The sequence below is a fragment of the Tenacibaculum sp. SZ-18 genome (genome assembly GCF_002813915.1).
GTDB lineage: Bacteria > Bacteroidota > Bacteroidia > Flavobacteriales > Flavobacteriaceae > Polaribacter.
Genome location: NZ_CP019335.1, coordinates 398,608 through 411,919 on the forward strand (window position 1 = coordinate 398,608; position 13,312 = coordinate 411,919).

General features: G+C 32.7%; 12 protein-coding genes. 2 read left to right on the forward strand and 10 right to left on the reverse strand.

What is annotated here, in order from left to right; genetic code table 11:
- Window positions 1-30 precede the first annotated feature (30 nt).
- The gene (locus BTO06_RS01810) at window positions 31-1,035 is read right to left on the reverse strand and encodes a TlpA family protein disulfide reductase (protein WP_100923686.1); all 1,005 of its coding nucleotides are present in this window, start codon (window positions 1,033-1,035) and stop codon (window positions 31-33) included.
- A 129-nt stretch (window positions 1,036-1,164) separates the two neighbouring features.
- Here BTO06_RS01810 and dnaE point away from each other — a divergent pair, with 129 nt between their 5' ends.
- The gene (gene dnaE, locus BTO06_RS01815) at window positions 1,165-5,499 is read left to right on the forward strand and encodes a DNA polymerase III subunit alpha (RefSeq protein ID WP_100923687.1); all 4,335 of its coding nucleotides are present in this window, start codon (window positions 1,165-1,167) and stop codon (window positions 5,497-5,499) included.
- Window positions 5,500-5,502: 3 nt separating this feature from the next.
- Complete coding sequence (locus tag BTO06_RS01820; RefSeq protein WP_100923688.1) at window positions 5,503-6,324, forward strand: hypothetical protein; 822 nt, start codon at window positions 5,503-5,505, stop codon at window positions 6,322-6,324.
- Here the strand turns inward: BTO06_RS01820 and gldA are convergent.
- The 9 genes from gldA to BTO06_RS01865 all read right to left on the reverse strand — a co-directional run bounded on the left by gldA (window position 6,321) and on the right by BTO06_RS01865 (window position 13,284).
- On the reverse strand, window positions 6,321-7,214 hold the full coding sequence (gene gldA, locus BTO06_RS01825; RefSeq protein ID WP_100923689.1) for a gliding motility-associated ABC transporter ATP-binding subunit GldA: 894 nt from the start codon (window positions 7,212-7,214) through the stop codon (window positions 6,321-6,323). The genes BTO06_RS01820 and gldA overlap by 4 nt on opposite strands.
- A gap of 74 nt (window positions 7,215-7,288) precedes the next feature.
- A complete protein-coding gene (locus BTO06_RS01830) occupies window positions 7,289-7,777 on the reverse strand; it encodes a dihydrofolate reductase (RefSeq protein ID WP_100923690.1) in 489 nt (162 codons plus the stop codon).
- 16 nt (window positions 7,778-7,793) lie between these two features.
- Complete coding sequence (locus BTO06_RS01835) at window positions 7,794-7,976, reverse strand: hypothetical protein (RefSeq protein ID WP_100923691.1); 183 nt, start codon at window positions 7,974-7,976, stop codon at window positions 7,794-7,796.
- Between the two features lie 83 nt (window positions 7,977-8,059).
- Window positions 8,060-8,884 carry a thymidylate synthase gene (locus tag BTO06_RS01840; RefSeq protein ID WP_100923692.1) on the reverse strand — a complete coding sequence of 275 codons (825 nt, stop codon included), beginning with the start codon at window positions 8,882-8,884 and terminating at the stop codon, window positions 8,060-8,062.
- Window positions 8,885-8,975: 91 nt separating this feature from the next.
- The gene (locus BTO06_RS01845) at window positions 8,976-9,164 is read right to left on the reverse strand and encodes a hypothetical protein (RefSeq protein WP_100923693.1); all 189 of its coding nucleotides are present in this window, start codon (window positions 9,162-9,164) and stop codon (window positions 8,976-8,978) included.
- A 281-nt stretch (window positions 9,165-9,445) separates the two neighbouring features.
- On the reverse strand, window positions 9,446-9,805 hold the full coding sequence (locus BTO06_RS01850) for a hypothetical protein (protein WP_157811706.1): 360 nt from the start codon (window positions 9,803-9,805) through the stop codon (window positions 9,446-9,448).
- A 31-nt stretch (window positions 9,806-9,836) separates the two neighbouring features.
- On the reverse strand, window positions 9,837-11,561 hold the full coding sequence (locus tag BTO06_RS01855) for a NupC/NupG family nucleoside CNT transporter (RefSeq protein ID WP_100923695.1): 1,725 nt from the start codon (window positions 11,559-11,561) through the stop codon (window positions 9,837-9,839).
- 14 nt (window positions 11,562-11,575) lie between these two features.
- Entirely contained in the window at window positions 11,576-12,181 is a 606-nt protein-coding gene (locus BTO06_RS01860; protein WP_100923696.1) for a bifunctional nuclease family protein, read from the reverse strand.
- 149 nt (window positions 12,182-12,330) lie between these two features.
- Window positions 12,331-13,284: an electron transfer flavoprotein subunit alpha/FixB family protein gene (locus BTO06_RS01865; protein ID WP_100923697.1), complete on the reverse strand. Its 954-nt coding sequence runs from the start codon at window positions 13,282-13,284 to the stop codon at window positions 12,331-12,333.
- Window positions 13,285-13,312 lie beyond the last annotated feature (28 nt).

Consider the following 13,312-nt stretch of genomic DNA (forward strand, 5'->3'; position numbering starts at 1 on the left):
AAAAGCCTCACATTTTGTGAGGCTTTTATTTTATATGTTAAGTGAATTAAATAATTCAACAAGTTTCGGGTCAGAAGGCCTTGGAGCATCTGCATTAACGATGTTTCCATCAGGATCAATTAAAATAAACCTAGGAATTGAGCTAATTCTGTATGCTTTAGGAAATTCTTTATCTTCATTTGCATATAATTGAATTCCTCCAAGATTTTTTTCTTCAACCATGTCTGTCCAAGTGAAATAATCATCTCTTTTATCAATTGAAATACTTACAAATTGAATGTTCTTATCGTGATAATCTTTTTCAAGTTTCTGTAAAGATGGAATTTCAGCTAAACAAGGGTTACACCAAGTTGCCCAAACATCAATGTAAACATACTTACCTTTTAAGTCATCTAAAGAAACAGTTTCTCTATCTGGCTTTTCGTAATCAACAAATTTAGGAGCCACTTTTCCTTGTCCTAATTCATTTTTTAGATACCTTTTTTCTTCATGCATTGACTTCACTTGTTTTTCTAAAGCTTCTATGTTCTTTGTCTGTGCAGAAGTAAAAGCAGTGTCTAATACCTTATTCGTTAAACGAGATTTAAAGTCAGTTACATAAGTAGTTAGTTTTGTGTCGAATTCCGATTGTGGTAATTCAATCATAGCGATTAAGCCTTTATTAAATTCTAATTGGTTAATTGCAGTTTTTACCATGAAGTTGCTTTCTGCAGCACCTTTTCCTGAAAAAATAATTGTATTAATAAAATCTTTCCCATCTGCGTCCATAACAATTTCATCACCGTTGCGTAAGTAAGCGCTTGCATATTGTTTGCCATCAAATATTGCAAAATATCCATCATTAACTTTTAAAGTGTCTTTAAAAGTTCCATTTTCATCCAATTTAATTACTTTGTTGTATCCTGTCTGACGATTTGCAATAACAATTGAGTCTGAGTTTTGATTTGTTATCTTTCCTGAGAAATTAACAAAGTCATTTTTCTTACACGATGTTAACGCTAACATTGCTAAGAATACATATAATACATTCTTCATCTTATATAAAATTAGGTTGAGTAAAAATAGTGGAAATAATTAATTATTCTAAAAAATGAAATGATTTATCATGTTGCGAATAAATCGTAACTTTACCCCCTTTAAAAATCACAAGAACTTTTTTGCTGAATGTATTTAATTTTTGATACAGAAACTACAGGTTTACCTAAAAGCTGGAATGCACCAATTACAGACACTGATAACTGGCCAAGAGCAATTCAAATTGCTTGGCAGTTACATGATGAAATGGGAAAACTTATCGAGCATAATGACTTCTTAATTCAAGCCGATGGATTTAACATTCCCTTTGATGCAGAAAGGATTCATGGAATTTCAACAGATTTAGCAAATGAACAAGGAATAACTTTAAGCGAAGGATTAGAGTTATTTAATGAAGCATTAGCAAAAACCAAATTTATAGTGGGTCAAAATGTTGGGTTCGATGTCAATATTATGGCTTGTGAATTTTATAGATTGGGAGTTGAAAACAATCTGGAGAGTTTACCTGTTTTAGATACGTGTACGGAGGAAACCGCTTCTATGTGTCAAATCCCTGGGGGTAGAGGAGGAAAGTTTAAATTACCAACACTTACCGAGTTACATCAACATTTATTCGCAGTAGGTTTCAATGAAGCGCATAATGCAACTGCCGATGTAGAAGCAACAACTCGTTGTTTTTTAGAGTTATTGCGTTTAAAGCATTATCCTCTTGAAAAGTTAGATGTTGCAGATGATTATTATGCGAAATATTCGGAGAATAATCCGATGCCGATTCAGTTAATAGGTTTAAAACATTTAAACTTAAAGGCTGAAAGTGATAAAATCAGAAAACGTCTAATAGCAGAATCTGATAGTGCTAATATAAAATCTACTTCAGATGGTCTAGCGCAGCTTGAAGGTGTACAATTTGCTCATTTACATAATCACTCTCAGTTTTCAGTATTACAGTCAACAATTCAAATTAACGGATTAGTAAACGCTGCCGCCAAGGACAATATGAGTGCAGTCGCCTTAACCGATACGGGGAACATGATGGCGGCGTTTCATTTTACTTCTGCTGTAGCGAATTACAATAAAACTGCGGAAAATCCTTTAAAGCCAATTGTTGGTTGTGAGTTTTTTATTTGTGAAGATCATACAGATAAATCTAGAAAGGATAATGGATATCAAGTTGTTCTCTTAGCTAAAAACAAAAGAGGTTATCATAATCTTGCTAAAATGTCTTCCATTGCATTCGTTGATGGATTTTACTACGTTCCAAGAATTGATAAAGAAGTTGTAAAACAGTATAAAGAAGATATAATTGTTTTAACTGGTAATTTGTATGGGGAAGTTCCAAATAAGATTTTGAATATTGGTGAAAAACAAGCAGAAGAGGCGTTGCTTTGGTGGAAAACAGAGTTTGGTGACGATTTGTATATTGAGTTAATGCGTCACGGACAAGAAGATGAAGATGCTGTAAACAGAACGTTATTAGAATTTTCTAAAAAGCATGATGTAAAAATTGTTGCTACCAATAATACCTATTATTTAGGAAAGGAAGAGGCCAATGCACATGATATTTTATTATGTGTAAAAGATGGGGAAAAACAAGCAACTCCGAAAGGTAGAGGTAGAGGTTATCGTTATGGTTTACCGAACGATGAATATTTTTTCAAATCTACCGAAGAAATGAAAATGCTGTTTGCTGATATACCTGAAGCAATTAGTAATATTCAAGAAATAGTTGATAAAGTTGAAGGATTTACTTTAGCTCGTGATGTATTATTACCGGCCTTTGAAATTGGAGAAGAATTTCAAGACGCACAAGATGAGGTTGATGGAGGAAAACGAGGTGAAAATAACTACTTACGCCATCTAACCTACGAAGGAGCGAAAATTCGTTATGAAGAAATTACGGATAGCATACGAGAACGACTAGATTTCGAGTTAGATGTAATTGCAAAAACAGGATATCCTGGATATTTCTTAATTGTAGAAGATTTTATTCGAGCGGCCAGAAAAATGGGAGTTTCCGTTGGTCCTGGTCGTGGTTCGGCTGCAGGTTCTGTAGTTGCCTACTGTTTATGGATTACCAATATTGATCCGATTAAATACGATTTACTTTTTGAGCGTTTCTTAAATCCTGAACGTGTGTCCATGCCCGATATTGATATTGATTTTGATGATGAAGGTCGTGGTCGAGTTATGGATTATGTAATTGAAAAATATGGAGCAAATCAAGTAGCACAAATTATAACTTATGGTACAATGGCGGCAAAATCATCTTTACGAGATACTGCCAGAGTTTTAGATTTACCTTTATTTGAAGCCGACAGAATTGCCAAACTTGTTCCAGGTATTAAGCTAAAGAATATTTTCGGGGAAGATGAAAAAAGTAAAGGAAAAGTAGCAGGTTTACGTGCTGATGAAAAAGAGAATGTAAATGAACTAAAAGCCATCGCACAAGGAACAGGTTTAGAAGCAAGCACAATTAATCAGGCGGTTGTACTTGAAGGATCTGTTCGTAATACAGGAATCCATGCCTGTGGTGTAATTATCACTCCAGATGATATTACCAAGTTCGTTCCAGTATCGTTGGCTAAAGATTCCGATATGTACGTTACACAATTCGATAACTCGGTTGTGGAAAGTGCGGGATTATTAAAAATGGATTTCTTAGGGTTAAAAACATTAACTCTAATTAAAGATACAGTTAAGATTGTAAAAGCTCGTCATGGTATAGAACTCGATCCAGAGAATTTTCCAATTGATGATGAAGAAACATATGCATTATTCCAAAGAGGAGAAACCGTTGGTATCTTCCAGTATGAATCTCCGGGAATGCAAAAATACATGCGTGAACTGAAACCAACAGTATTTGCGGATCTTATTGCAATGAACGCATTATATCGTCCGGGTCCGTTAGAATACATTCCTTCATTTATTCGAAGAAAGCATGGAGATGAGGAGATTCAGTATGATCTTCCTGCAATGGAAGAATATTTAGCAGAAACCTATGGAATTACGGTTTATCAGGAGCAAGTAATGCTTTTGTCGCAAAAATTGGCAGATTTTACAAAAGGGGAAGCTGATGTTTTACGTAAGGCAATGGGAAAAAAGCAAGCCGCGGTTCTTGCAAAAATGAAACCTAAGTTTGTTGATCAAGCTAAAGCAAATGGACATGATGAAAAGGCTCTTGAGAAAATCTGGAAAGATTGGGAAGCATTCGCATCGTATGCCTTCAATAAATCTCACTCTACCTGTTATGCTTGGATTGCCTATCAAACTGCCTATTTGAAAGCGCATTATCCAGCAGAGTATATGGCAGCTGTACTTTCTAATAACATGAATGATATCAAATCAGTTTCGTTCTTCATGGAAGAATGTAAACGAATGGGATTAGAAGTGTTAGGTCCAGATGTAAATGAATCGTATTCTAAGTTTTCGGTAAATAAAGAAGGTGCTGTTCGTTTTGGAATGGCTGCAATTAAAGGTGTTGGAGCTTCTGCAGTGAAGGCTATAATTGATGAGAGAAAGGAAAATGGTTCTTATTCTTCTGTTTTTGATATTGCAAAACGAGTTGATTTACGTGTAGCGAATAAAAAAGCATTTGAAGGATTGGTGTTAGCAGGCGGATTTGATTCTTTTACTAATACACATAGAGCACAATATTATGTTGAAGATGAGAAAGGACAAACTTTTTTGGAAAAGGCATTACGATTTGGAAATAAATATCAGGAAAATTTAAATTCATCTCAAGTTTCTTTATTCGGGGAAGCGAGTGATGTTGAATTACCAGAGCCAATAATTCCCAAGTGTGATAGTTGGGGAACTATGGAGTTGTTAGCCAAAGAGAAAGAGATGGTTGGAATGTATATTTCGGCTCATCCTTTAGATGATTTTAAGAATGAATTAACTTTTTGTAATGCTGCTGTAAGTCATTTTAAGGATCTTAAAAAATATGAAGGTTTAGGGTTGGCATTTGCAGGAATTGTGACAGATGTGCAGCATAGAGTATCGAAGGCTGGTAAGGGTTGGGCTGCATTTACAATTGAAGACTATAATGACAGTTTTGAGTTTAGAATTTTTGGTGAAGAATATTTGAAGTTTAAGCACTTTTTAGTTCCAAATTCGTTTTTGTATATAAAAACCATTGTTAAGCCTGGATGGATCAATAAAGAAGGTGTAAAAGGAGATCCTAGAGTTGGTTTTACAGAATTTAATTTACTTCATGATATCATGGAAAAGATGTGTAAGAAAATTACCATTAAAATGCCATTAAGTGATGTAAAGGAAGACACAATTAAGAACTTGCAACATTTATTCGTTACAAATTCAGGGAAGCATGGACTACGATTTGTAATTTATGACGTTGAAGAGAAGTTAGAGTTAGATGTTCCAAGTAGAACGACGAAAATTAAAATTACAAACGAGTTTCTGGCTGAACTCGATAAACAACATATAAATTATAAGTTGAATTAGAAATTGCGAGAAGAAAAACTTTTAGACAGTCTATTTTATATAGATAAAAAGCCAATACTTGAAATCTTATCAAAATTAAGTCCAACGGAAACGGAACTATTGGTAAATTTTAAAAAAGTTGAGTTGAAGACTCTTTTAAAACTTACCTTCTGTAATTTGTTGTTTAATAAAGTCCTTGTTTTAAAAAAGAGATACTTAAGATCTTCTCGAAAAAGCCCACTAAGGGAATGTCTTGTAGTCGAAACAGGTGATCGATTTTTTGATTATAATATAAATGGTTATGAAAGTATATTCGTGAGTCAAATTGATGATGAAAGTTATTATAACTTAATTCCTTACTTAAAGAGTGTTTATAGAAGTGCATTTTCAAAGAACAATTATTTAAAAATTGTGCTAAAAGAGAAAACTCTTAGTGATTTCTTTGAGTTAAATTTACTTAGAAACTTTTTTAATTATCAAACTCTGAATTATAGAGGTAAAGAGTTGAAAACAGAAGTCACTGAATATTTAGAAGAGCTGAATAGTTCACTACCTTATCTTTTAGATAACCATCCTAAAAAAGCAGCGAATATTGTTAAAAAAATTAAAGGGAACATTTTCCTGTTAACTGATGTTGACTCTGAATTCTATAAGAGATTTAAAGATAATTATTTAGAAGGATTAGAGAAGGAAGAATCTTCTTTGCTATTAGACTTTTTTCTAGACAGTACTTTTGAAATCCTATTTGAATCTTTAGCTTCTATAGAAGAGCTTTTTGATTTTAAATACCTCGATACACCTGGAGTATATGACTCTGGAATGGATTTTGGAGATTTTGATTTTTAAGAAGTCATTTCCCTAAACAAAGTCTCTAAATTTTTGTTTTCAGAATTTAATTCAAGAATTTTTAGTCCGTATTCCTGAGCAAAATCAAATAGTTTTGGACGCATGTCTTCTTCTGTGTTGAAAGTTAATGTCCAAGAGTTATCGTAGTTATTTTTGATAGTGGTAATATGAGGTAATCGCTGTAAAAACTGTTCTTCAATTTTATAATCAAACCCAACCTTTATTACTTGTTCCTTAGAGTCTTTTAATTCAGCTAAATTTTTGTCAATTACAATTTCTCCATTATTTATAATAATAACTCTATCACAAATTGCTTCTACTTCCTGCATTATATGAGTCGATAAAAGAACCGTCTTATCTTTTCCTAATCCTTTTATTAAAGAACGAATTTCAACTAATTGGTTTGGATCTAATCCCGTCGTAGGCTCATCTAAAATCAAGACATCAGGATCGTGTAAAATTGCTGCGGCTAAACCAACTCTTTGACGATATCCTTTGGATAATTGACGGATTTTTTTGTGTGATTCTTTTGTTAAGCCTACTTTTTCAATGACGTCAATTATTGTTTCTTGTTGTGTGTCATGAATAGCTGCATGAAAAGAAAGATATTCTTTGACGTACATTTCAAGATACAAAGGGTTGTGTTCAGGAAGATAACCGATACTTTTTCTAGTATCAATACTATTGGAAACTACATCAATATCGTTTACGATAACAGTTCCTGAAGTTGGTTGAATATAACCTGTTAAAATTTTCATAGTTGTTGATTTTCCAGCACCGTTAGGACCAAGAAAACCAACAATTTCTCCTTTTTGAACAGAAAATGATATGTTGTTTACGGCTTTTTGTTTGCCGTATGTTTTGGTAACTGATGTAAATTGAATAGACATTTAGTATGGTTATTCCTGTTTTTGATACTGAATTTGTTTCAGTAAATAGGAATCTATTTTTAGTTAAACTCTATTTATTTCCTAACGTAAGTAACGAAACTATAATCGTATTTATTTTTTTCGTCAGCTTTAAAATCTTCTCTAGCTGTCTCTTCCCAAATAGTTGAATCAATTTCTGGAAAAAACACATCGGCATCAAAACTTTCATGAACAATAGTCATGTCTAGTTTTTTAACAGAAGGGTTTTGAATAGCTTGTTTGTAAATTTGAGCACCACCTATAATGAAAATTTCCTCATCATTTTGTGCCAGTTGAATAGCTTCCTCTATACTTCCTGCAATTAAGCAACCATCTTTAAAATAGTCATTATTTCTTGTAATAATTACGGTAGTTCTGTTAGGTAATGGTTTTCCAATACTTTCAAAAGTATTTCTTCCCATTAATATGTGATGTCCAGAAGTTACTCTTTTAAATCTTTTTAAGTCTTCAGGTAAATGCCAAATTAGGTCGTTATTCTTTCCTAATTCGTTCTTTTTACCAATAGCGGCAATAATTGTAATCATAAAATTCTGGGAACGGTTACATGTTTTTAACCCATTCCTTAATATATCCAGTTAAATCTCTCTTATCAGTTACGTGATCAATAGAATTGGAATGAATATTTGTAATAATAGTCTTAACAGCTAACAAAACATTTTCGTCATCTATCTCAGCTACGATATCATATATCTGCTCTTTAATTGTGTCTATTTCTGCTATCATTTTAATTTAGTTGTTTGGTTACTAATTTAGTTAGATTTTAACTAATTAAAAGTCAAAAATTAATAAAAGAACGTTAAAAAACATTATACAGCAACAACTCCTTTAATATGAGGATGTGGATCATAATTTAATAATTCAAAATCATTAAAAGTAAAGGCTTCAATATCTTTTACTTCTGGATTAATCTTCATCGTTGGTAATGGTCTTGGATTTCTAGAAAGTTGCAATTCTAATTGCTCCATATGATTGTTATAAATATGGGCATCACCAAATGTGTGAATGAATTCTCCTGCCTCATAACCGCAAACTTGAGCAACCATCATTGTAAATAAAGCATAGCTTGCAATGTTAAATGGTACGCCTAAAAATATATCGGCGCTTCTTTGATATAATTGACAAGAAAGTTTACCTTCAGCTACATAAAATTGAAAGAAAGCATGGCAAGGTGGTAGCGCAGCTTTTCCATTTGCCACATTAGCAGAGAACGATTGTGATGTGTCTGGTAAAACACTAGGATTCCAAGCAGATATTAGCATTCTTCTGCTATTCGGGTTTGTTTTTAATGTTTCTATAACATCTTTTAATTGATCAATTTCATCGCTATTCCAATTTCTCCATTGATGACCATAAACTGGACCTAAATCACCATTTTCATCTGCCCACTCGTTCCAGATTCTAACTCCGTTTTCTTGTAAGTATTTTATGTTAGTATCGCCTTTTATAAACCATAAAAGTTCGTAGATAATGGATTTTAAATGTAACTTTTTCGTCGTTACCATTGGAAAGCCTTTACTTAAATCAAAACGCATTTGATAACCAAAAACACTTTTCGTTCCAGTTCCTGTTCTATCACTTTTTTCATTACCGTTTTCTAAAACGTGTTTTACTAAATCTAAATACTGCTTCATATATCGTCTTAATTTATGGTAAAAATAAAAAAGCACCAACAAAAAATGTTGATGCTTTAAAAATTGTTTTCAGCAAGTTATCAACCGATAACTATGCCCAGATACATTGTCCGTGTCCGATACAATATCCGTAATCACAAAACTCAAAACCTTGTGGAGTTCTAACACAGCATTGTCTTGGTCCACCACAATAAGGTCTGCTGACTACAGATCCATTAATTTCGCTTTGTTCTTTTTTAGAAAGAACTTTAAATCCTGTTAATTCAGAAATTTTCTTCATGATAAAAATTGATTTATTTGGGAGTCAATGAGACTCGCCGAGGTTAATTAAAAATATTCGTTTGTTTAAGTGATGTAATCAAATAAAAATGAATATCAATTTTTTATGATGATAATTTGAATGATTGTAAGAAGTAAAAAATTGAATGATTTGCTTGGAAAGATAGTGGTCTTTCAAAAGTAAATAAGTGGTTCATTTTATTTAGATTTCGGGTGATATAAATATATAAAAAAATGAACAAAAAGATAGTAAGTGTTATAAAGTCAGATTGATATTGCTTTCTAGAAAGCTAAAATAGCTATTAAACCTATTGCAACTGCGATGATTCCCATTTGAAAAATTAAGGAAAAATTAATTTTAATTACTTCACGATCTTTCTCTCTAATAGTAGCTTTAAGTTTATCTGCTATTAATAGACCAACGGTTCCGTCAAAGACACCGAGTGAAAAAGCACTTATTAAAGCTAAAGTTAAACCGTTATTCTGATCTATATATATAGTAAAAACAGCGTAAATTATGAAAGACCCAAAAGCCCACCAAACATATTCAAAACCTAAATATCTTGATAACAATGATCCTATGATATCATAAATCATAATAACGGAAAAGCCGATCAATATTATCTCGAAAATTGATTCCACAATTTTGGGGGTTTTGTGTTTTTTATTTTTCTTATCCTATTATCATACCAGCAATTGTAGCCGACATTAATGATGCAATTGTACCACCAATTAAGGCTTTCATACCAAACTCAGAAAGCGTTTTTCTTTGACCTGGGGCCAATGAACCAATTCCACCAATTTGAATTCCAATTGAAGCGAAATTTGCGAATCCACATAACATATATGTAGCCATTATAACTGATTTGTTATATGTTAAGTGTGTTGCGTTTGCAATATTTTTAAGTTCCGCTAATTGTATGTACCCAACAAATTCACTTGCCGCAAGTTTAATTCCTAATAATTGTCCCATTAATGCAGTATCTTCTCCGGCAACTCCAATTAACCACATCAGTGGAGCAAAAATATAACCAAGGATAAATTCAAGAGAAAAGCTATCGTATGGGGTATTAGCAACAACCCATGAGTTAAGCCCAGTAAAATCACCAGCTAAAGCTAATATATAGTTAATCATTGCTATAAACGCAACAAAAACTAGCAACATCGCTCCTACGTTAACAGCCAGTCTTAAACCTTCTGTAGTACCGTTTGCAATGGCATCTAACACGTTATTTCCAATCTTTTCTGTTGGAACAGTAACATCTGTATTTACAAGTTCAGTTTGAGGATATAAAATTTTAGAAATTACAATTGCTCCTGGAGCAGCCATTACTGAAGCCGCCAATAAGTGTTTGGCAAATTTCAATCTTAATAAAGGATCATCTCCACCTAAAAAACCAATGTAAGCAGCTAGTACAGCTCCGGCTACGGTTGCCATACCACCTATCATAACCAAAAGCATTTCAGACTTATTCATCTTTTCTAAATAGGCTTTAATGAGTAAAGGAGCTTCTGTTTGCCCTAAAAAAATATTCCCAGCTACAGATAGACTTTCCGCACCAGAAATTTTTAAGATTTTAGAAAGTGTCCAGGCTAATAATTTCACAATAAATTGAATTATTCCTAAATAGAAAAGTAAAGATGTTAAAGCTGAAAAGAATATAATTGTAGGAAGAACTTGGAAAGCAAAAATAAAACCAAAGGTATCCATATCAACTACTAGGCCTTCAAATAAAAATTTACTCCCTGCTCGCGTAAATTCGAGAATTACAACAAATACTCCTCCAATAGCTTCAAATACTTTTTGTATAAAACTTACTTTTAAAACACCAAAAGCAATTAACAATTGAGTTGCCAATCCTATACCAACTGTTTTCCAGTCAATAGCTTTCTTATTTGAACTAAAGACAAAAGCAACAAGCAACAAAACAATCATTCCTAGCATTCCTCTGTAGAAACTTTGAAAAGTAAATCCTTGACTTTCAATTATTTTATTGTTACTTTTTTTATCAGATACAATTTCTTTTTTAGAAGGAATTACTTCTTCTGATTCTAAATCTGCAAAGTTATAAGTGATATCTCTCTCTGAAAGAGATAATTTATCCTTAGTTAAATTAATGATGTTGTAATATCGAACAGTATCTTTTGGTTTGGTGTAGTTGAATATTAAAAGATTATTTTGAGAAATATAATTTCCGTAAGCATACAAACTATCTTTATTCTCGAGAAAATAAGAGAATTTACCATCTTTAAGTTTAAAGTAATCTCCTTTATTAATTTTTACAATTCCTTCTTTATTAATATTTTCTATAGAAGAAAAATTCCAGTTTCTTTCAATCGATTGGGCTTGTACTGTTATTGATAAAAGGACTAACAGTATCGAAAAAAATTTTTTCATGTCGTTAAGCAGATTTAAGAGCGTTTGTCAATTTCGTCTCTAATTTTAGCTGCTAATTCATAATCTTCATTACTAACAGCTTCTTGTAGTTTTGTTTCTAGTTCACTATTAGATAATAGAGAAAAATCATCCATTTCAGAAACTTCTGAGTCTGGAATTAATTCAATTTTTTCTAATTCATCATCTTCTTCGTTGAATTTTTCTTCAGCTTTTAAATAAATACCAGCTTTATCTAAAATATTCTCGTAAGTGAAAATTGGAGTTTGGAAACGAACCGCAAGAGCAATAGCATCTGAAGTCCTTGCATCAATTGATTCTTCCACTCCCTCTCTTTCACAAATTAAACTTGAAAAGAACACACCATCAACCAATTTATGAATAACGATTTGTTTCAATTTAATTTGAAACTGTTCAGCGAAAGTTTTGAATAAATCGTGCGTTAATGGTCTTGGAGGTCTAATTTCTTTTTCTAAAGCTATTGCTATAGATTGGGCTTCAAAAGCACCAATAATAATCGGTAATGTACGAGTTCCTTCCATTTCACTGAGAACTAATGCGTAAGCACCGCTCTGAGTTTGACTATATGAAATTCCTTTAATAGTTAATCTTACTAAGCTCATGTATCTATCTTCCTACAAAAAAAGCGGTCTCAATAGGACTGCTTTTTGGGTGCCACAATTTAATAAAAAATATGTGTATGGAAAGGTCTTTAGAATAAAAAACCTCAAAAGATTATTGTCTTTTGAGGTTTATCGATATAATTAACTTTTTAAGCTTGTTTGAAAGCTTTTAATTTTTCAATAAGCTGAGGTACAACTTCAAAAGCATCTCCTACGATTCCGTAATCAGCTGCCTTAAAGAAAGGTGCCTCTGGATCATTGTTAATTACCACTTTAACTTTTGATGCGTTGACACCAGCTAAATGCTGAATCGCTCCAGAAATACCGATAGCGATATATAAGTTAGAAGCAACTGGCTTACCGGTTTGTCCAACGTGCTCAGCATGAGGTCTCCATCCTAAATCAGAAACAGGTTTTGAGCAAGCGGTTGCTGCTCCTAATACGTCCGCTAATTCTTCTACCATTCCCCAGTTCTCAGGTCCTTTTAAACCACGTCCTGCAGAAACAACAACATCAGCATCAGCAATTGTTACAGTTCCACTTGCTTTGTCAATTGAAACAGAAGAAACACCTAATTCAGGTAATGAAACATCCAAGTTTTCAGTAGTTCCAGAAACGGGATTTTCATGTGCTCCAAAAGAATTTTTGGCAACACCAACTACTCTTTTATCAGTTGAAATCTCTGTGTTGTTGAAACCTTTATTAGAAAACGCTTTACGCTTTACAATAAACGGTGCAGTACTGCTAGGTAAATCAACAACATTAGAGGCGTATCCAGCTTCTAATCCAACCGCTATTAAAGGAGCAACTGTTAAACCGTCAATACTAGAATCGATAATTATAGTATCAGCAGCATTAGCTTCACTAGCTTGTTTAATTATTTCAGCATAAGCCTTGGCATTGAATGAACTTAAATCATTTTTAACTTCTACTACTTTTTCAGCACCATAGTTATATAATTGTGATGCATCTCCACCATTTATAGTTAAGGCAACGACATTAGTTCCTAATTGCTCTGCCACTTTTTTTCCATATGAAACAACTTCAAAAGCTGTTTTTTTAAATTTTCCTTCCGATGAATCGGCAAAAACTAATACAGACATACTCTTAATTTTTTTAGAATTTTAGTGG